The sequence below is a fragment of the Sinorhizobium prairiense genome (assembly GCF_029201645.2).
GTDB classification, from domain to species: Bacteria; Pseudomonadota; Alphaproteobacteria; order Rhizobiales; family Rhizobiaceae; genus Sinorhizobium; species Sinorhizobium meliloti_A.
In genome coordinates, this window is sequence record NZ_CP104133.1 from 610792 (window position 1) to 628617 (window position 17826).

The 17826-nt window shown below is 63.0% G+C and carries 15 protein-coding genes, 1 pseudogene and 1 other annotated feature; of the genes and pseudogenes, 6 read left to right on the forward strand and 10 right to left on the reverse strand.

What is annotated here, in order from left to right; all coding sequences use genetic code 11:
- Positions 1 to 7: 7 nt before the first annotated feature.
- The 5 genes and pseudogenes from N0Q91_RS26145 to N0Q91_RS26165 form a co-directional block, all read right to left on the reverse strand.
- A complete protein-coding gene (locus N0Q91_RS26145; RefSeq protein WP_275599575.1) occupies positions 8 to 1573 on the reverse strand; it encodes an ABC transporter substrate-binding protein in 1566 nt (521 codons plus the stop codon).
- On the reverse strand, positions 1570 to 2937 hold the full coding sequence (locus N0Q91_RS26150) for an MmgE/PrpD family protein (protein WP_275599576.1): 1368 nt from the start codon (positions 2935 to 2937) through the stop codon (positions 1570 to 1572). Before N0Q91_RS26150 ends, N0Q91_RS26145 begins: the two co-directional genes overlap by 4 nt.
- A gap of 25 nt (positions 2938 to 2962) precedes the next feature.
- Positions 2963 to 4736, reverse strand: a pseudogene (locus N0Q91_RS26155) (ABC transporter ATP-binding protein).
- The gene (locus tag N0Q91_RS26160; RefSeq protein WP_018095972.1) at positions 4736 to 5617 is read right to left on the reverse strand and encodes an ABC transporter permease; all 882 of its coding nucleotides are present in this window, start codon (positions 5615 to 5617) and stop codon (positions 4736 to 4738) included. Before N0Q91_RS26160 ends, N0Q91_RS26155 begins: the two are co-directional and overlap by 1 nt.
- Positions 5614 to 6555 (reverse strand): ABC transporter permease, encoded by a 942-nt coding sequence (locus tag N0Q91_RS26165; RefSeq protein ID WP_026168699.1) that lies wholly within the window; start codon positions 6553 to 6555, stop codon positions 5614 to 5616. Before N0Q91_RS26165 ends, N0Q91_RS26160 begins: the two co-directional genes overlap by 4 nt.
- A gap of 243 nt (positions 6556 to 6798) precedes the next feature.
- On the opposite strand from N0Q91_RS26165, the gene N0Q91_RS26170 reads away from it, so the two are divergent.
- Positions 6799 to 7563 carry an IclR family transcriptional regulator gene (locus N0Q91_RS26170; protein WP_275599577.1) on the forward strand — a complete coding sequence of 255 codons (765 nt, stop codon included), beginning with the start codon at positions 6799 to 6801 and terminating at the stop codon, positions 7561 to 7563.
- 143 nt (positions 7564 to 7706) lie between these two features.
- Here the strand turns inward: N0Q91_RS26170 and N0Q91_RS26175 are convergent, their stop codons facing one another.
- The 4 genes from N0Q91_RS26175 to N0Q91_RS26190 form a co-directional block, all read right to left on the reverse strand.
- On the reverse strand, positions 7707 to 9194 hold the full coding sequence (locus N0Q91_RS26175; RefSeq protein WP_102763807.1) for a SulP family inorganic anion transporter: 1488 nt from the start codon (positions 9192 to 9194) through the stop codon (positions 7707 to 7709).
- A 67-nt stretch (positions 9195 to 9261) separates the two neighbouring features.
- Positions 9262 to 9317, reverse strand: a sequence feature (sul1 is cis-regulatory element that is thought to sense ions involved in sulfur or methionine metabolism; They are found in Alphaproteobacteria).
- Between the two features lie 93 nt (positions 9318 to 9410).
- Positions 9411 to 10604 carry an MFS transporter gene (locus N0Q91_RS26180; RefSeq protein ID WP_275599578.1) on the reverse strand — a complete coding sequence of 398 codons (1194 nt, stop codon included), beginning with the start codon at positions 10602 to 10604 and terminating at the stop codon, positions 9411 to 9413.
- 306 nt (positions 10605 to 10910) lie between these two features.
- Complete coding sequence (locus N0Q91_RS26185) at positions 10911 to 11840, reverse strand: substrate-binding domain-containing protein (RefSeq protein ID WP_275599579.1); 930 nt, start codon at positions 11838 to 11840, stop codon at positions 10911 to 10913.
- Between the two features lie 128 nt (positions 11841 to 11968).
- Positions 11969 to 12826: an SDR family oxidoreductase gene (locus N0Q91_RS26190; RefSeq protein WP_275599580.1), complete on the reverse strand. Its 858-nt coding sequence runs from the start codon at positions 12824 to 12826 to the stop codon at positions 11969 to 11971.
- A 196-nt stretch (positions 12827 to 13022) separates the two neighbouring features.
- Here N0Q91_RS26190 and N0Q91_RS26195 point away from each other — a divergent pair, with 196 nt between their 5' ends.
- The 5 genes from N0Q91_RS26195 (at position 13023) to N0Q91_RS26215 (ending at position 17037) form a co-directional block, all read left to right on the forward strand.
- Positions 13023 to 13265 (forward strand): hypothetical protein, encoded by a 243-nt coding sequence (locus N0Q91_RS26195; RefSeq protein ID WP_100670936.1) that lies wholly within the window; start codon positions 13023 to 13025, stop codon positions 13263 to 13265.
- 55 nt (positions 13266 to 13320) lie between these two features.
- Positions 13321 to 13512 (forward strand): hypothetical protein, encoded by a 192-nt coding sequence (locus tag N0Q91_RS26200; RefSeq protein ID WP_003532118.1) that lies wholly within the window; start codon positions 13321 to 13323, stop codon positions 13510 to 13512.
- 109 nt (positions 13513 to 13621) lie between these two features.
- Positions 13622 to 14638, forward strand: coding sequence for an SDR family oxidoreductase (locus N0Q91_RS26205; protein ID WP_275599581.1), 1017 nt, complete (start codon positions 13622 to 13624; stop codon positions 14636 to 14638).
- Positions 14639 to 14737: 99 nt separating this feature from the next.
- Complete coding sequence (locus N0Q91_RS26210; protein ID WP_275599582.1) at positions 14738 to 16402, forward strand: sensor histidine kinase; 1665 nt, start codon at positions 14738 to 14740, stop codon at positions 16400 to 16402.
- The gene (locus N0Q91_RS26215; RefSeq protein ID WP_275599583.1) at positions 16402 to 17037 is read left to right on the forward strand and encodes a response regulator; all 636 of its coding nucleotides are present in this window, start codon (positions 16402 to 16404) and stop codon (positions 17035 to 17037) included. The genes N0Q91_RS26210 and N0Q91_RS26215 overlap by 1 nt, the downstream gene beginning before the upstream one ends.
- A 76-nt stretch (positions 17038 to 17113) precedes the next feature.
- Here the strand turns inward: N0Q91_RS26215 and N0Q91_RS26220 are convergent, their stop codons facing one another.
- Positions 17114 to 17287 carry a hypothetical protein gene (locus tag N0Q91_RS26220; protein ID WP_275599584.1) on the reverse strand — a complete coding sequence of 58 codons (174 nt, stop codon included), beginning with the start codon at positions 17285 to 17287 and terminating at the stop codon, positions 17114 to 17116.
- Positions 17288 to 17826 lie beyond the last annotated feature (539 nt).

Below are 17826 nucleotides of genomic sequence, written 5' to 3' on the forward strand. Positions count from 1 at the left end.
TGGATTGTTATTCCGTGAAATGAGTGAGTTCGGTCACCAGCGGCCCGAGCGACATCGAGCCCTTGAAGTCGAAGCCCCAGTCCAGGTTCTTGCGCCGCGCCCACACACCTGCTGTCTCGGTTATCGGAACCCCGCAGACCGCCTCGATGATCAGCCGCTGTGCTTCGTGCCACAGCTCCAGCTGCTTTTCCGGATCGGTTTCGACACGGGCTGCCTCGATCTGCTTGTCGGCCACGTCGCAATGGCTGAAGTTCGTCACCGCAGCGGGCGATCCGATGGCGCTGTTCGAATGGAAGAACTGGCTGAGATAGACATCCGCTACCGGGAAGCGGGCTGCACCGTAGGTCACGAGCGGGCTCAGGTCCTGGCGGATCATCTGGTGCCACGTGGCATGCTCGACCGGTTGCAGCTCGAGATTGAAGCCTGCCTCTCGAAGCTGAGCCTGAAGGATCTGGTTCGAGGATTCATAGCTCGGCAGCTGGCTCGAGATCATCTTGACCGTGATGCCGTCCGGATGGCCTGCCTCGGCAAGCAGTGCCTTGGCCTTTTCCGCATCGAAGGTTACCAGGCCGTTGTCTTCGGTGTAGCCGAGATTGTTCGAGGGAATGACCGACTTTCCCACGCGGGTGAATTCGGTTCCGCGATAGGCGGCGACACGGCTCGGATCCACGGCGTAGGCCAAGGCACGACGGACCCGGATGTCGTCGAACGGCGCCTTCTTGGTGTTGATGTGCAGCACGGTCAATTCGGCTGGATCGAAGATGTCCACGGTGGTGCCGTCGACCGCCAGGGTGCGTTTCAGCCAATTCGGGTCCGCAAGCCCTGTGGCCGCGTCGACTTCACCGGCGAGGAACGCCAGATCGCGGGCAGCCGCAGCATTGAGGAAGCGATACGTCACCTTCGTCAGTTTCGGCGCGCCGCGGAAATAATCCTTGTGGGCACTGAAATGCACGGCCACGCCGGGCTCGATCGAGTCGAGCTGGAACGGACCGAAACCGACCGGACGGCGCGAGAAGCTCTCCGCCCGTTCTTCGTAGGCCTTCTTGCTGACGATGAAGCCGCCGGCATAGTTCGCCAACGGACCCAGCACGCTCGGAATGGCGTTCTTCAGCGTGATGCGTACGGTATAGGGATCGACTGCCTCGATCTTGTCGAAGGAGGCGTAGTCGGTGGCGAAGGCCGAACGCTCGGGATCCGCTGCCTTCTGCAGGCTGAAGACGACGTCCTCGGCGGTCACTTCACCATAGTTGTGGTGGAACTGGACACCCTTGCGCAGTTTGAAGGTCCAGACCAGCTTGTCGGGGCTGGATTCCCAGCTTTCGGCAAGGTCCGGTTCGATCGAGGCGGGGTCTGTCGTGCCGGGAGCGAAGCGGACCAGGCCGCCAAATATCCAGGCGACCAGGGTGCGGTCGGTGGTGCTCGCCGAATAATGAGGATCGAGATTGCCGATGTCGGCTGCTGCCGCGCCGAGAGTGAGCTCCGTCTTTGCGGCCATCGCCGGCAAGGGAGCGAGCGCGGTGCCAGCCATAATCGCCGCCAGGACCAGAGCCCTCGGGAACTTGAATTGCATCATTGCGCTACCTCCTTGATTAGCATGATGTTGCGTTTGTTCAGATTGTATTGGCGAGGGTTCAGCACGGAGAAAAGCGGCCCAAAGCCATGGTCCAGAATCCCGTCGAGTGCCGGGAGAATGTCGTTCAGCCAGCCGGAGTCGACGCTTGCCGCGCCGATCCTGCGGAATTTCTCTTTCACCTGTTCGCGCGACATCGGATTGGCGACGTCGCCGAGCGGGTGGAGGACGGTGGCGCTCTGCGGACCTTCACCCTGATCGATGATCACGCGGCAGGGCGTGCCCTCGGGGAACGAGCCGGCAAAGTCCTCATGCGCTACCAGCTCGATGCGGCCGGCGAGATCGAGCACGTCCGGATCCTGCAACCGGTCCGGATCGACGGGTTGCAGGGCCGAAGGTCCGTACAAGGCTGCCAGAGCGCAGCTGAAGTAGAAGCTGTATTGCCCGGCTTCGAGCGATTTCGGCGTGCGGGCGTTCGAAAGCCTCAGTCCCTGCGGGAACGTCTCGATCCGAAGGCTGCGGATCGCCTTGCCGGGCTGGCGCAATCGGAGAACCGCGTCGATTGCAGCGTGCATGTACCGGCAGCAGGCATAGGGTTTGAGATAACACTGCTGCAGCCACCAGCTTTGCCCGAGGCCGCCGGTCAGGATTTCGCGCTTGAAATGCGAGGGCCTGTCCAGAAGGTCGAGGGGGCCGGTCGCTCCGGCGCGTGCGCGATAGGCGCCGGTAAGCCCCGCCGTCACCGCCGGCGGGATCGCCTCCTTCACGGTGGTTCCCTGATATTTCGAGCTGCCGGTCGGGAAGCTTATGGGCCCCTCGGCGCCGGCAATGGCCATTGCATTTGCAAGCTGTCCGGCGGTCAAGCCGAGCAGTCGTCCGGCAGCAGCGGCAGCTCCGTAGCCCACCCAGCGGCCACTGCTGTAGGTGTCGATGGTCGAGGTGGGACGAGACGACGCCACGCGCAGCGCGACGTCGTAACCGAGTACGATCGCGCTCATGATCTGCTCGTCGCTCGAGCCCGACGCCTGCCCCACGGCCAAGGCCGCGGGGATGACGCCTGCTCCGGCGTGACCGGCGGCACCGCGGTGGCCGTCGTCGATGTCGAGGGCGCTGGCCGCCGCGGCATTGGCCATGGCCGCCCCGGCGGGCGAAAGGTTGATGTCGGTCAGCCAGACTGCCGCCGGTCCGGTTCCGTACAGATCGACGGCGGCTTCGCGGGCGGCCGTCGCAAGAGGCGAGTGCAGGCCGGCGGCCGTCGCAGCCATCAGGTCGGCCAAGAGAAGCGACGCGGCTTCACGCGCCTGCCCCCCTATGTCTGCCGCCGGGCAGCCGGCGACAAAGGCTGCAAGCTCTTCGATCGTGTGCAAGTCGGTAGTCCTTCTGCGTTGGAGGTCAGGTCGCACTGCGGATGAAGTGCCCTTCGGAGGCCATGGACCAGCGGGGGGCCGGGGCCTGATATGCGAGTGGCTTGATGGGACTGCGCGGCTGGGTGACGTCCACGCCCTGGGGCGGGCGCCGTCCGCGCTGGTCGGGATGGGTGATCGGGATGGCCGAAAGCAGGCGCCTGGTATATTCGTGGCCCGGCCGGCCGATAACGTCCTCGGTCTTGCCGATCTCGACGATCTCGCCGAAATACATGACCGCCACCCGATCGCAGATGCGTTCTACCGCGGCCATATCGTGGCTGATGAACAGATAGGAGACGCCGAATTCCTTCTGCAGGTCGATCATCAGGTCGATGATCTGGCCTTTGATCGCCACATCGAGTGCGGAGACCGCTTCGTCGGCGATGATGAGCTTCGGCGACATCGCCAGTGCGCGCGCGATGCAGATGCGCTGCCGTTGGCCGCCCGAGAATTCGTGCGGCAGGCTCGAGGCGCGCGAAGGGTCGAGGCCCACCCGCTCCATCAGCCATTGCATCTTCTCGAAGGCTTCGGCGCCCCTGGCGAGCCCATGGACCTGCATGGGCTCCATGATCGCAGAGCCGATCGTCTGCCGGGCATCGAGCGACCCGTAGGGATCCTGGAATATCATCTGCACGTCGCGCCGCATACGGGCGAGGCTCTGCGGATCGTCATAGTCCACGCGCTGGCCGCACACCCGCACATCGCCGGAACCGAGCGGTGCGAGGTTTATGACGGCCTTGCCGATCGTCGACTTGCCGGAGCCGGACTCCCCCACCAGACCGAGCGTTTCGCCTTTCGTTATGGCGAGCGATGCACGTTCGACCGCGTGAACCATTCCCGTCAGGCGACCGAAGAATCCACTGCGTACGGGAAAGCGCACGGTGAGGTCGGTAACGTCGAGTACAGGCGTTTCGCCGGTGATCGAGGCCGGCACGCCTTGCACCGGCTGAGCAGGAACGCTGATCTCGCTGAGTTTTCCCACGAGGCTGGGAGCGGCTTCTATCAGGCTGCGGGTATAGGCGTCCTTCGGATTGGAGAAGACCTCGTGGACGGTGCCGCTCTCGATTTCGCGTCCCCGGCGCATGACCAGCACATTGTCTGCCAGCTCGGCGACGACGCCCATGTCGTGCGTGATGAACAGAACCGCAGCGCCGGTCTCACGCTGAAGGTCTTTCAGCAGGGCCAGCGTCTGAGCCTGAACCGTCACGTCGAGTGCGGTCGTCGGCTCGTCGGCGATGATCAGCGCGGGATCGCAGGCGAGAGCCATGGCGATCATGACGCGCTGCCGCATTCCGCCGGAGAAGGTGTGCGGGTACTGGTGCATGCGCGCTTCCGGGTCGGGGATACGCACCTTCCGCAGCATCTCCAATACTGCTTCCTTCAGCGCCGCACCTTTGAGCCCCCTGATGGATGCGGATCACCTCAGCGAGCTGGTCGCCTACGCGCTGGACCGGGTTCAGCGACGTCATCGGCTCCTGGAAGATCATGCTGATCCGTCCGCCGCGCACCTGCCGCATTTCCGGTTCGGTCAGAGTCAGCAGGTCACGGTCATCAAGCGTTATCGAGCCTCCGGCTCGTGCGACGCGCTCGGGCAGGAGCCGCATGATGGCAAGCGAGGTAACCGATTTTCCGGAGCCGGATTCTCCGACCAGCGCGAGTGTGCTCCCCGCGGCGATGTCGAAGCTGAGATCATGAACGACCGTGGTGCGACCGAAAGAGACGCTGAGATTGCGAACCGAAATGACAGGCTTCTTCTCCATCACGAGGCATCCTTAAGGCGGGGGTCGATGGCATCGCGCAGGCCATCGCCGATCAGGTTGAAGGCAAGGACCAGAAGCAGGATCGCCAAGCTGGGGACGAGTGCGAGATGGAAAGAGCTCAGTATGTTGTCGAACCCGTCGCGCACCATGCCGCCCCAGGTCGGCGTCGGCGGCGCCAGCCCCAGACCGATGAACGCCAAAGACGCTTCGGTGCGCACGGCAGTGGCCATCCACAGCGAGGCCATGACCATCACCTCGGGAAGGATCGCCGGCATGATGTGCCTGAAGAGAATTCTCGGGCCCGAGAACCCCATTGCCTGGCACGCCTGCACATATTCGCGGTCGCGCTGTGTGATGACGCCGGCACGGGCGATGCGTGCGAAAGCGGGCGTTGCCGTGAATGCGATCGCGATGATGATGTTGGTCAGCGTGGCGCCCATCAACGCCACGAGCGCGAGGCCGAGAATGAGCGAGGGAAAAGCCAGCACCACATCCATGATTTGCATGAAGACGATGTCTATGCGGCCGCCGACATAGCCGGCGATCATGCCGATCAACGTGCCGACGATCAGCGCCGTCAGGATGGCAAAGAACCCGATGGTCAGCGAGTATCGTGCGCCGTAGAGGATCCGCGACCAGATGTCTCGACCGAACTGGTCAGCGCCCAACCAGAAATTTGCGCCCGGCTCGGCCAGCTGGTCCATGATGTTCTGACTTGCAGGATCGTGCGTCGCCAGCTGCGGCGCGAAGATCGCGGCCAGGACCAGCGCCAGAACGATGAGCATGCCGATCCAGGTCGATGCGTTCAATTGTGCGGCAAAGTCACGAAAGGCGCTTCTGCGGCTGATCGGCCGTGAGGGTGTAACGGTGGCGTCGGTCATTTGTACTGCACCCTCGGATCGAGAAAGCCATAGGTAAGGTCGGTCAGCAGGTTCACGACGACGACCATCAGCGTGTAGATGACGATCATGCCTTGAAGCAGCGTGTAGTCCCGCTGCGTGAGTGCCGTGAGGATCAGCTTGCCCAGGCCGGGGCGCGAAAACACGATCTCCGTCAGAACCGAATTGCCGATCAGAATGCCGAGATAGAGCCCGACGACCGTGGTGATCGGGATCATGCAGTTTCCGAGAGCATGCCTCCAGATCACGGCGGCGGGGGTGGCACCCTTGGCGCGTGCCGTGCGCACGAAATCCTGATTGAGCACCTCCAGCATGGCCGAGCGGGTCACGCGGGTGATGTAGGCCATCATGATCAGTGCAAGCGCCAGTGTAGGCAGCGCCATTTGCCGAAGCCGGTCGGCTATCGTTTCACCGCTGCCTGCGCTGATGACGGGAAACCAGCGGAACTGGATCGCAAAAACCATCAGCAGTACGATTGCCGCGACAAAGGCCGGAAGCGAAAGGCCGAGCAGTGAGATAAAACGCAGAAGGTAGTCCGGGAGGCGATTGCGCCTTACGGCAGCCCAGACGCCGGCGGGAACGCCCAGCACCACGCCGAGGGCGAGTGCCGCGATAGTCAGCTCCATCGTATAGGGCAGAACTGCGAGGATTTCTTCCGAAACCGGCCGGCCGGTCACCATCGACTTGCCGAGGTCGCCCTGCACCGCTTGCAGGAGAAACTGGCCGTATTGCACGAGAACGGGCTGGTCGAGGCCGAGCCGCGCATGCAGGGCAGCGATGCTGGCCGGACTCGCCTGGTCTCCGAGAATGACGAGCGCCGGGTCCCCCGGCAGAACCCTCACGATCAGAAAAACCAGGGTAAGCACGCTAAACAGGGTCAGGATCGCGAACCCCAGGCGCTTGATCAGAAATGGCAGCATACACTCGCCCTTTGTCAGACCCCGGGCAGGACGGAGGCGCCTGACAAAGCATACCCGGCCGACGCCTGCGCCGACGATCGGGCGCAGGAAACCGGTGAGCGACAGCCTCCTCTCCTGTCCGGAAAACTCCGTTTCCTTGGTGGTCACGATGCTGGCAATCGTCCACCATGTCAACAAATTCCTTTAATCGATACGAAAACGCCTGTATTGTTCTGATTATAGGAATATAACGTAGGTGGCATTATGTCTGGAAGCGTCGGCTCCTCCCTCAACGCAGAGAGGGCATTGGAGATACTGATCGTCCTCGGGGACGCAGGGCCGGACGGATTGAGTCTCGCCGAAATCGCCCGAAGGACGGGGAGCGCGAAGTCGGCCGCCCACCGCAGTGTGGCCGCGCTGCTGCAGAAAGGTTTTGCCGAGGCGGCGGGGCGCTACGGGCACTACCGGCTGGGCCCGGCAATCCAAATGCTCGCCAAACGGCAGGAGCGGCTGGAGTCCCAGATTCAACTGATCCGGCCCGGCATGACCGAATTCGCGCGGCGCACCGGGTTCACCGTCTATCTGATGGTGCAGGCAGGCGTGGATGCCGTTTGCGCCGAAATGGTCAGCCGATCCACGCGCAGGCAGTTCACGATGGGCGTGGGCGCGCGCGTGCCCATGGGCGTTGCCGCGGGAAGCGTGGCCTTGCTTTCCATGCTGCCGGAGGACAATGCGGCACAGATCATCGAAGCGAATTCCGAGCGCTATGCAACGCACCCGGCGCTGCGACACGTCGATGCCGGTGTCGTGACGAAACTTGTAAGCGAGGCGCGCGGTCGCGGTTATGCGGTCAATATGGGCTATTATCTGCCTGGCGAGGGCGGCATCGGCCTACCGGTCCCGCGACGTGGCCAATACGAAGTGAATGTTGCGGTTTCATTCAATGCGCCGCTGGAACTGATGAACGATGTCTGGATCGCGGAGATAGTAGAGAACCTGCGGGAGTGTCTCGGCGGTAGCCTGCTGTAGTCGTGAGCCGCAGGGTATCTTCGGTTTAGTTCCGTCTGACTTTAGATGAAAAGCCGCAGGCAGCCGTGCTCGCCGGCAGGGCAACCCGTGTCCCTGTGGACGAGACCCCGGGTTGATCCTATCCGACCCGGGGCCCCATGAATTCAATGTGTTGCGGTGAGCGCCGCGCCTTCACTCTTGTCGTGCACGGCGAAGCGGTCGAGCATATGAGCGCTCGCCTCGTTGAGGCCGATCACCTCGACGGTTACGCCGTGGCGGCGATATTTAAGCACCACCTTGTCCAGTGCGCCGACTGCGGTGATGTCCCACAGATGCGCCTCGCCGACGTCGATGACGACCTTTTCCAACGGCTCGGCGAAGTCGAAGGCGCCGATGAATCCCTCGGTCGAGGCGAAGAAGATCTGGCCGTCGACATGGTAGGTGCGCACCGTGCCGCTCTCGTCGAGCATCGAGCGGACATGGAAGAGGCGGGCGACCTTTCCGGCGAAGAACACCCCCGACAGAAGCACCCCGACCAGAACGCCCTTTGCGAGATCATGGGTGCCGACCGTGGTGACGACGGTTGCCAGCATCACCACGGAGGAGGGCAGGGGATTGCGGCGCAGGTCGAGGATGGAGCGCCACGAGAAGGTGCCGACCGAGACCATGATCATGACAGCCACCAGTGCGGCCATCGGAATGATGCGGACGAGGTCGTCGAGGACGAGTATGAGGAAGAGAAGGAAGGCGCCGGCGACGAAGGTCGAGAGCCGCCCGCGCCCGCCGGAGGTCACGTTGATCACCGACTGGCCGATCATGGCGCAGCCGCCCATCCCGCCTATGAGACCGGAGGCGATGTTGCTGGCGCCCTGGCCGATGCATTCCTGGCTCTTGTTGCTCGTCGTGTCCGTCATGTCGTCGACGATCTGAGCGGTCAGAAGGGATTCGAGCAGCCCGACGGCCGCAAGCGCCACGGAATAGGGGAAGATGATCTGCAGCGTCTCGAAGGTGAGCGGCACCTGCGGCAGCGCGAAGATCGGCAGGCTCGACGGCAGTTCGCCGAGATCGCCGACCGTGCGAATGTCCATGCCGGTCCATACGGCCACCGCGGTCAGAACGGCGATGGCGACGAGCGGCGAGGGAACCGCCCTGGTGACGTAAGGAAACAGGTAAATGATCGCGAGCCCCGCCGCGATCATCGCATAGGTCACGTGCGGCACGCCGATGAGTTCCGGAAGCTGCGCCATGAAGATCAGAATCGCAAGCGCATTGACGAAGCCGGTGATAACCGAACGGGAGACGAAGCGCATCACCCGGCCGAGCTTCAGGAAGCCGGCTGCGATCTGGATGAGCCCCATCAGCAGGGTGGCGGCAAAGAGATATTGTAGGCCGTGATCCCTGACGAGAGTCACCATCAGGACGGCGGTGGCGGCCGTTGCCGCCGAGATCATCCCCGGGCGGCCGCCGGTAAAGGCGGAGACGCAGGCGATGGCGAAGGAGGCGAAGAGGCCGACCTTCGGATCGACGCCGGCGATGACCGAGAAGCCGATGGCCTCCGGGATCAGTGCAAGCGCCACGACGATGCCCGATAGGACGTCGGCGCGGATATTGGAGAACCATTCGCGTTTATAGCTGGCAAGTGTCAGTTTCATGATTTTCTTCGCAAGAGTAGCACACCAGGCCGGCGGGAGGCCGGCTCGTCATGGTTTGATGCTGTTGCGTTGTCTGGCGGATCGGCGGCCAGAAGAGCCACCCGGGGTTTCACCGGGTCCGGGGTGAGTACCGGCTTTATACGGACCGGCTGCTGCCGATGCAATGATGAATTGTGCGCTGCCGCAATTCCGGCGGCAGCGCGATGTTTCGCAATCTCAGCCGCTGACGGTGGCGGGCTCGAAGCACACCGTTTCGCGGCGGTCGAGAACGCCGCTCCAAAGCGTGAGCAGGAGCGCGCCCGAAACGAGAATGGCACCGACCCATGGCGTGGCAGCGAGGCCGAGCGGAGAGGCGACCACCAAGCCGCCGAGCCACGCGCCGAGCGCGATACCCAGATTGAAGGCGGCGATGTTCAGCGCCGAGGCGACGTCGACGGCACCGGGCCGATGCTCCTTGGCAAGCTGAACCACGTAGAGCTGCAGACCCGGTACGTTTGCGAAGGACACGAAGCCGAGCGCGGCGAGCGTCACGAGCGTCAGCACCGGCGAGATGGCGGTGAACGAGAAGATCACCAGCACCAGCGCCTGGAGCAGGAAGAGCCCGACGAGCGCCTTGACCGGATTGGTGTTGGCGATCCGCCCGCCGGCGATGTTGCCGATGGCAATGGCGACGCCGTAGAGCACGAGGATCAGGCTGACGCTCCGTTCGGAAAAGCCGGTGACCTCTTGCAGGATCGGCGCCAGGAAGGTGAAGGCGACGAAGGTGCCGCCATAGCCGAGCGCGGTCATGGCGAAGACGATGAGCAGACGGCCGGAACCGAGCACCCGCACTTGGTCGAGAAGGCTCGCCGGCGCGGCTTTGGTGAGCGTGCCCGGAAGGAGGGCGGCGATGCCGGCAAAGGCGACGACACCGAGCGCCGCAACGCCCCAGAACGTCGCCCGCCACCCGAAGATTTGGCCGATATAGGTGCCGATAGGAACGCCGGTGACGATCGCGACCGTCAATCCCATGAACATCATGGCTATCGCGGAAGCGCGGCGGTTCTCCGGTACGAGATCGGCGGCGATTGTCGAGCCGACCGAGAAGAAGACGCCGTGGGCGAAGGCCGAAAGCACCCGTGCGACGAGCAGCACTTCATAGTTCGGTGAGAGCGCCGCGGCCGTATTCCCGGCAATGAAGAGCGCCATCAGCCCGAGAAGCAGCGGCTTGCGTTCGATCCGCCCGGTCAGCGCCGTCAGGACCGGCGCGCCGAAGGTGACGCCGAGCGCGTAGACGCTGACGATGAGGCCGGCAAGCGGCAGGGTAATTGCGAGGTCGGTGGCGACCGTCGGCAGCAGACCGACGATCACGAATTCGGTGGTTCCGATCGCATAGGCCGCGATCGTCAATGCGAAGATGGCCAAGGGCATGGCAAATCCTTTCCGCCCGCCATTCGCGGTCGCGAAGCGGGACTCGAAGACGTTGGCGATGGTTGACGTTTCGCAGTGCAATATGCTGCAGCCGACCGGCCGCGAGAAGCACCTCGCCAGTCGCAATGCCTGTGAATGAAATTCACGAATGGTTGCCGGTTTTCCCCGAAGTGACTCTCATCGTTGTCAAACGGTGCGCCGAGGCGAATTCAATCGTGCGACCTGCCGGCCGCTTTTCCCTGCGGGCGGTGCGAGGAGAAAGGCGGCCGGCGGACGAGGACTGGATGAGGTCCTGGGAACCAGGGCCTACTGGTTGGCCGTGGCGTAGTCCTGCATGTTCTGCGGCGTCACCAGTTCGAAGGGAACCCAGATCTGCCGTTCGGTCTTCTGGCCGCGCGAAAGGGCGACGGCGGCGTCCATGGCGGCAGCCCCTTGGGCGATCGCATTCTGAAAGACGGTGACGTCCAGATCGCCGGCAGCCATGGCGGCTAGGCCGTCCGGCGTTGCGTCAATGCCCCCTACGACGACCTTGGACATGTCGACGCCCGCCGCCTTCATGGCCTGGATAGCGCCGATGGCCATCTCGTCGTTATTGGCGATCACGGCGTCGAATTCCCGTCCGGTCGAAAGCCAGTTGGTCATGATGTTGGCGGCTTCGAGACGATCCCAATTGGCGCTCTGCTCCTCGATGACGCTCATGCCCTTGCACTCGTCCGTGGCGATCACGTCATGGATGTCCTTCGTTCGGACGAGCGAGGAGTGATTGTTGAGCGGTCCCATGAGGACATAGGCCGCGCCCTTGCCACCGAGCAGCCGGCACACTTCCTTCGTTTCCAGGGTGCCGGAATCGACCTCGTTGGAGCCGACGAAGGCAGCCGTTTCGGGTAGCTTGTCGACATCGGCCGGCGGGTGGTTCGCGTAGACGATCGGGATGCCCGCATCGCTCGCCATCTTCGTCAGCGCCGGTGTGCTGTCCCCATCGACGGCGATGACGATGATTGCGTCGACGCCGGAGGAGACGAAGTTCTGCACCTGATCGAGCTGCCGGCTCGGATCGTTCTGCGCATCCTCGACCTGGACGGTGATGCCGTCGAGCTTGGCGGCCTGGTTCTGCATGCCGTCGCGCAGGATGGTCAGGAATGCGCTGTCGGAGCGGGCGATGGTGATGCCGATGTTTTCGGCGTTGGCCGCGCTGGCGAAGAGAGCCAGTGCGGCAGCGGACAATATGCGTTTCATGAGAAGTACCTCCCTCGGGCGACTGTGAAGTCGGGAGGAAATGGAATACGAATTCTGAAGAAAATCAAGGTGAAATATACATTTCATTCGGGGTGCAATCGACGAGCCGTTCGCCGACCGGCGGCCGCTCAGAGGAACGGCTTGCCGCCGGTCACGGCGATCGTCGCACCGGACACGTAGCTCGACATGGGGTCTGCGAGCATGACATAGGCCGAGGCGAGCTCCACGGGCTGCCCCGGACGCTTCATCGGCACCTGCTTGCCGAAATTCGTGACCGTATCCTCGGGCATGGTGGAGGGAATAAGCGGCGTCCAGATCGGTCCCGGAGCCACGACATTCACCCTTATCCCCCGCTCGGCCAGCATCTGAGCGAGACCGGCACTGAAATTGTGAATCGCGCCCTTGGTGGTCGCATAGGCAAGCAGGATCGGATTGGGAGCATCGGCATTGATGGAGGCGGTGTTGATGATGGCGCTGCCCTTCTTCATGTGCGGCACCGCTGCCTTGGTCAGGTAGAACATCGCGTGCATGTTGACGCGGAATGTCAGCTCCCATTCCTCGTCGCTGATGTCCTCGATGTTCTTGAAGGTCGCCTGATGTGCCGCATTGTTGACGAGGATGTCGATGCCGCCGAGCTCCCGAACGGCCGTTTCGACGATCCTGCGGCAATGGTCGGACGACTGAATGTCGCCGGCGGCAAGCACGGCCTTGCGGCCGGCTTCCTCCACCAGAGCCTTGGTGGCCATCGCGTCGTCATGTTCGCTCAGATAGCTGATGAGAACGTCCGCTCCCTCGCGCGCATATGCGATCGCCACGGCCCTGCCGATGCCGCTGTCCCCGCCGGTGATGATGGCTCTCTTGTCCTTCAGGCGTCCGGAACCCTGGTAGGAGTTTTCCCCGTGATCCGGCAGCGGCTGCATCCGATCGGTGGTGCCGGGCATTTCCTGGGTTTGGCGGGGAAAGGGAGGGTGCGGAAATTTTTCCATGGTCACGAACTCCTTCGCAAGGCTCCTTCTGGAATGGCGATCGGCATCGCTGCGCTGCCTCCGGCGAGTACGCGGCCCTGAACTCGGGCAGACTGGCTTTGTTCCGGGCCATGGCGGCCTTGAGAAGACCGCCGATGGAACTTCGCCTACGGCTTCACGTTGCCCTCCTGACCCAATGAAACAGCAGGAGAGTAAGATGGAGAGAGCCAAGCGCCCATCCGCGGCCCCCCTTGATGTGAAGACCGTGCAACCGCCTGTCGAGAATGACAGCGACCTGCGCCCGGAGGCCGACAAACCCCCGATCGAACCGGACGAGATCCCGAACGCCAAGGCCGCGCGGGAGGCGGCGCGTTTGAAGAGGGATGAATACATGGTCAAGTCCGACCTGGAGGATGCCGACCAGCGCAATCCCCTGCCCGACATGAAAGACCAGGAATGAGTGCGTTCCGGATGCACAGTGTTCGGTTCGCCTTGCAGCTTGATGGAGAATGACGATGAAAACGCCAAAGGAAGGTGCGCCCGGCACTACCGAGCAGTCGCCGCGGTGGGAAGGACCGAAGGAGACGCGCCCGAGAGGATATCTCCCCGCCAAGGATGATCCGGAACGCGATCGGGACGCCGTCGGCGAGAACCTGAAGGATCCGCATCGCGGCAAGGTTTCGGACGCCGGCAAGACGAAGCGTTAAAGGGCCGGCGCTGCCGGAACATCTTCGCTCCCTCGCGGTTCCACAGGCGGCGGGGGCATGCTCGTAATGTGGTTGCGGCCGGCGTGCGGACGGCAGATGGAGGAGCGATATGTTGAATTCTCTCGAAGATGCAGTGGTCGTCATCACCGGGGCGTCGTCGGGGGTTGGACAGGCCACCGCCGAGGCCTTTGCCCGGCGCGGGTCGAAGCTGGTGCTTGCGGCGCGCGATGCGGCCGCGCTTCACGAGGTCGCCAGAACCTGCCGTAAACTCGGAGCGGAGGTTCTCGTGGCCCCCACCGACGTGACGGACGCCGATGCGGTCAAGGACCTGGCCAGGAAGGCGATCAGCTTCGGCAAGATAGACGTCTGGTTCAGCAATGTCGGCGTCGGCGCCGTCGGCCGCTTCGAGGAAACGCCGATCGAAGCGCATGAACAGGTCATCCGCACCAACCTGATCGGCCATCTAAACGACGCGCACGCGGCGATCCCGATCTTCCGCAAACAGGGGCATGGTATTTTCATCAATATGATCTCGCTCGGCGGCTTCGCCTCTGCACCCTTTGCCGCGGCCTACAGCGCCAGCAAATTCGGCCTGAGGGGCTTTTCGGAAGCTCTGCGGGCGGAGCTTGCGGACGAGCGCGACATTCACATCTGCGACGTCTATCCGACCTTCATGGACACACCCGGGGTCCGGCACGGCGCCAATTACACCGGTCGCAGGCTGAGCGTTCCTCCGCCGGTCTACAATGCGCGCCGCGCTGCCCGGGCGATCGTGCGCCTGGCGGAGCGCCCCCGCAATTCGCTGACCGTCGGCCTCGTCGCCGACCTGACGCGGTTCGCGCATTTCGTCGCGCCGAACATGACCCCGCGGCTCATGGCGAAGCTGACATCGCGTTATCTGAGCCGCGCGCCGCGCGTGGCGAGGAGCCATGGCAATCTGTTCAGGGCACCGGCCGAGCCAGGGGGCATCGACGGCGGGCTGCGCTCCTCCCGCCGCGTCCCGGTCGCAACGACGGCCGCTGTCTGCGTGCTGGGCATTGCCGTCGCCGCGCTTGTCCTCGGCAAGCCGCGCGCGACGGTCGGCCGAAGCCGCTCCGGCGTCGCGCGTCTCTTCAGGCGCGCTTAGGCGGCACAGGATCGTTGACTTTCGCGCCATTCGAAGTGAAGATCGCGACATACTAATATAAATTTTCACTTCCGCGATCGCGCGAAGGCAGAGTTGCGCATGGCGATCACGCAGCCGACCCGGAATGACGCGCCTGTGCGCGCTCACCGCCCCGCCAAGGAATTTGCCGGGGGCGCGCGCGAGTGGCTGTTGCGCACCGACCCGGAACGCCTGATCTGCCTCGGTCGCGTGATCACGGCCGCTTTCGCAATTCTGGCGATCTATCTCGATCCCACTCGGCCGAACTCGCTTCTATACGAATCTCGCGTCGTTCTTTGCCTCTACCTTCTCCTCGCAACTGCGCTGGTGATCTTTCCGCTGCGGTACTCGTTCGTCAGTCCGGTGCACCTCTTGATCCATGGTATCGACGCGGCGGTCGTCGGCTGGCTGACGTTCCTGACGAACGAACTGGTGAGCCCGTTCTTTTCGATTCTTCCGTTCGTCATCCTGGCGATGACGATGCGCTGGGGTTTGAAGGGTGCAGCGCTCGGAGCACTGATCGCCCTTCTCGTCCAGCTCGTGGTCGGCCTTCCCGACCTTCTCGACGGCGACGCGGAACTCAACGTCTTCATCATGCGGTCCACCTATTTCGTGCTCATCGCGGCGACGCTCGGCTATTTCGGAGCCTATCGCGAACGAAGCCGGCAGCGCCTGGCGCAACTCGCACAGTGGCCGCCGGGCGCAATCGGCGAGGACCGGGTGTCCTGGCTGAGTATCCTGTTGGAACATGCTTCCGGCGTTCTCGGCGATGCGCATCTGCTCGTCATCTGGCGTGAGCAGGAATTCGAATCGGGATGCGTCGCATACTGGGCTAACGGCACGCTCCAACTGGCCGATCTCAGGGATACCGACTTCTGGCGTCGTCACGATCCCGATCACTACGACGGACGCGATCGCAAGAGCGGCGAGGCACTGAATGGCCTCTTCGCCGATCTGCCCCAGATCCGCGCAAACACCGACCAATCGGACCGCAAGGTATTTTCCGCCGCCTTCTCCAGTGTTCGATATCGCGGCTGCGTTTTCGTGGTCAGCTTCGCCAACGCCGCCGACGACACGAAAGATCTGTCTCAGATCATCGCCACCCGCGTCGGGACGGAGCTCGAGCGTGTCGCTCTTATCCAGGCCGCCCGTTCCGAGGGGCGCATGCGCCTTGCCCGCGATCTGCATGACAGCGTGCTTCAGAACCTCACTGCGGCGCGTCTCAAACTGAAACTGATCGGAGAAAGAATCCCGGATGGCGCAAAGACGCAGCTGACGGAGGTGGGCTCGCTCATCCTCGAACAGCAGCAATGTGTCCGCAAATTCGTGGATGAGAACCGACCGGGAGAGGAAGGTAATCTCGCCAGGATCGAGCAGGAACTTCCGGAATTTCTCGACCTGTTGAGAACGCAGTGGAATTGCGCAATCGACGTGTCACACGGACCCGCGCCGCTCGTGGTGCCCAAATGGATGCTTTACGAGATAATGCAGTTGATCTCCGAAGCCGCGAGCAATGCGGTGCGCCACGGACGGGCGACGCTGTTGCGGATAGCTTTTGTCAGGAGCGCGGAGCTCCTGAACCTGGAGATCACCGATAACGGCACGGGAATATCGGGTGAACTCGAGATGAAGCCCCTCTCGCTGTCGCAGCGGGTGGCGGAGCTTGGCGGAAAGCTGGCGGTCTGCCGGAATTCTCCTGGCCTCGGGCTCAAGATCGCGCTGCCGCTGAAGCTGGAGGTCAGGTGATGCATTCGGTGCTGCTCGTCGACGATCACCCGTTGCTCCTGCGGGGATTGCAGGACATCATCGCCGCAGCGCCGGACTTCGACGTCGTCGGCGCAACGGCAAGCGGCGTCGAAGCGGTTTCGCTCATATCCCGCCTCCAGCCGGACATTGCCGTCCTCGACGTGGCCATGCCCGGCATGGGCGGATTGGAAATCCTGAGGGCGATCCGCGGCACGCGGCGTCTGACGAGGGTGATCTTCCTGACTGCGACAATCAGCGGCCCGCAGGTCGCCGAGGCGCTGAAGATGGGGCTTTCCGGCCTTCTCCTGAAGGAATATGCCCCCGAAGCGCTGCTCGACTGCATGCGGCAGGTCGCCATGGGCGGGAAGTGGCTGCCGGCCGATCTGCTGGCAAATGCGTCTCAGGTCGGTAACGACGCGACGCTGGAGAGGTTCAGTCTGCTTACGCCACGCGAACGCGAGATCGCAGCGCTGATCTGCGGCGGTCTCTCCAACCGCATGATCGCGGCGAGACTCGGAACCTCCGAAGGTACGGTGGGGATCCACCTGCACAACATCTTCCGCAAATTGGACATCAGCAATCGCGCCACGCTTGCTGCGCTTCATGTGCAGTACACCAATCCCTTGAGATCTTGAGCCGCTCGACGTCGAAAAAAAACGGAGGCATTTGAGCCTCCGAGCTGGCATGGAGCTTGTTACGCGTCGGTGTAGGTCAACCGCCGCTATCCTGTTTTCCTTTGTCGCCCTTCTTGTGGCCGATATCGCGGCTGTCTGCAAAGGCCTTGTCGGAAGATCCGTCAAATACAGTGATCGAGACAAGCGGGAGCACCAGCAGGATGGATACTCCCAGCGCGCATACGGAAACAATTCTCCTACGTGTAAGCATAGGTAGCCCCTTCCTCTAAAAGGTAAAGATTTCTTGTTGCGATGCTCTTGGCGTGTAAGTCGACACGACTCCACCGAACGCATGATCGCATCAGATCATCGGAGATGAAATATAGGGAACGCTATAGCGCCGGTTCGCGCGCCGTGCGCCCCGCTTCTACTATAGGGTTTCCTATATATTCAGCTCCGATCGGTGGTGGCAGTATTCCTGAGGACAAGCGCGCGAGCGGACGAAGGAAAATTGAACGAAGAATTTCAAGGAACCGAGCAACCTCGCCGCAACCAGCGAAGGGGATAAGTCGGGAGCGGGCGGCGGCAGGATCAGAGACCGCAACCGGGCCGCGCCCCGGGAGGACGGGATGAAGCCGCGACGAGTGCGTGACGGGCACAAGCTATAGTGGCCCGCTTCGTTCGGCACCGCGGTGAGAGAGATCCGAACGTCATGTAACCACGAGGGGCCCCCTGGCCGCCCGGCCGGGGGATATTTCACACGCGCGCGTTGACCTTAGCTGGGTCTCGTCGGGAGCCTTCAGAGGGAAT

Coding starts and splice junctions, on each gene's coding strand:
- N0Q91_RS26170 (WP_275599577.1), top strand. CDS start 6,799: ATGTCTGGAAGCGTCGGCTCCTCCCTCAACGCAGAGAGGGCATTGGAG.
- N0Q91_RS26185 (WP_275599579.1), bottom strand. CDS start 11,840: ATGAAACGCATATTGTCCGCTGCCGCACTGGCTCTCTTCGCCAGCGCG.
- N0Q91_RS26145 (WP_275599575.1), bottom strand. CDS start 1,573: ATGATGCAATTCAAGTTCCCGAGGGCTCTGGTCCTGGCGGCGATTATG.
- N0Q91_RS26200 (WP_003532118.1), top strand. CDS start 13,321: ATGAAAACGCCAAAGGAAGGTGCGCCCGGCACTACCGAGCAGTCGCCG.
- N0Q91_RS26165 (WP_026168699.1), bottom strand. CDS start 6,555: ATGCTGCCATTTCTGATCAAGCGCCTGGGGTTCGCGATCCTGACCCTG.
- N0Q91_RS26160 (WP_018095972.1), bottom strand. CDS start 5,617: ATGACCGACGCCACCGTTACACCCTCACGGCCGATCAGCCGCAGAAGC.
- N0Q91_RS26205 (WP_275599581.1), top strand. CDS start 13,622: ATGTTGAATTCTCTCGAAGATGCAGTGGTCGTCATCACCGGGGCGTCG.
- N0Q91_RS26210 (WP_275599582.1), top strand. CDS start 14,738: ATGGCGATCACGCAGCCGACCCGGAATGACGCGCCTGTGCGCGCTCAC.
- N0Q91_RS26195 (WP_100670936.1), top strand. CDS start 13,023: ATGGAGAGAGCCAAGCGCCCATCCGCGGCCCCCCTTGATGTGAAGACC.
- N0Q91_RS26190 (WP_275599580.1), bottom strand. CDS start 12,826: ATGGAAAAATTTCCGCACCCTCCCTTTCCCCGCCAAACCCAGGAAATG.
- N0Q91_RS26220 (WP_275599584.1), bottom strand. CDS start 17,287: ATGCTTACACGTAGGAGAATTGTTTCCGTATGCGCGCTGGGAGTATCC.
- N0Q91_RS26180 (WP_275599578.1), bottom strand. CDS start 10,604: ATGCCCTTGGCCATCTTCGCATTGACGATCGCGGCCTATGCGATCGGA.
- N0Q91_RS26215 (WP_275599583.1), top strand. CDS start 16,402: ATGCATTCGGTGCTGCTCGTCGACGATCACCCGTTGCTCCTGCGGGGA.
- N0Q91_RS26175 (WP_102763807.1), bottom strand. CDS start 9,194: ATGAAACTGACACTTGCCAGCTATAAACGCGAATGGTTCTCCAATATC.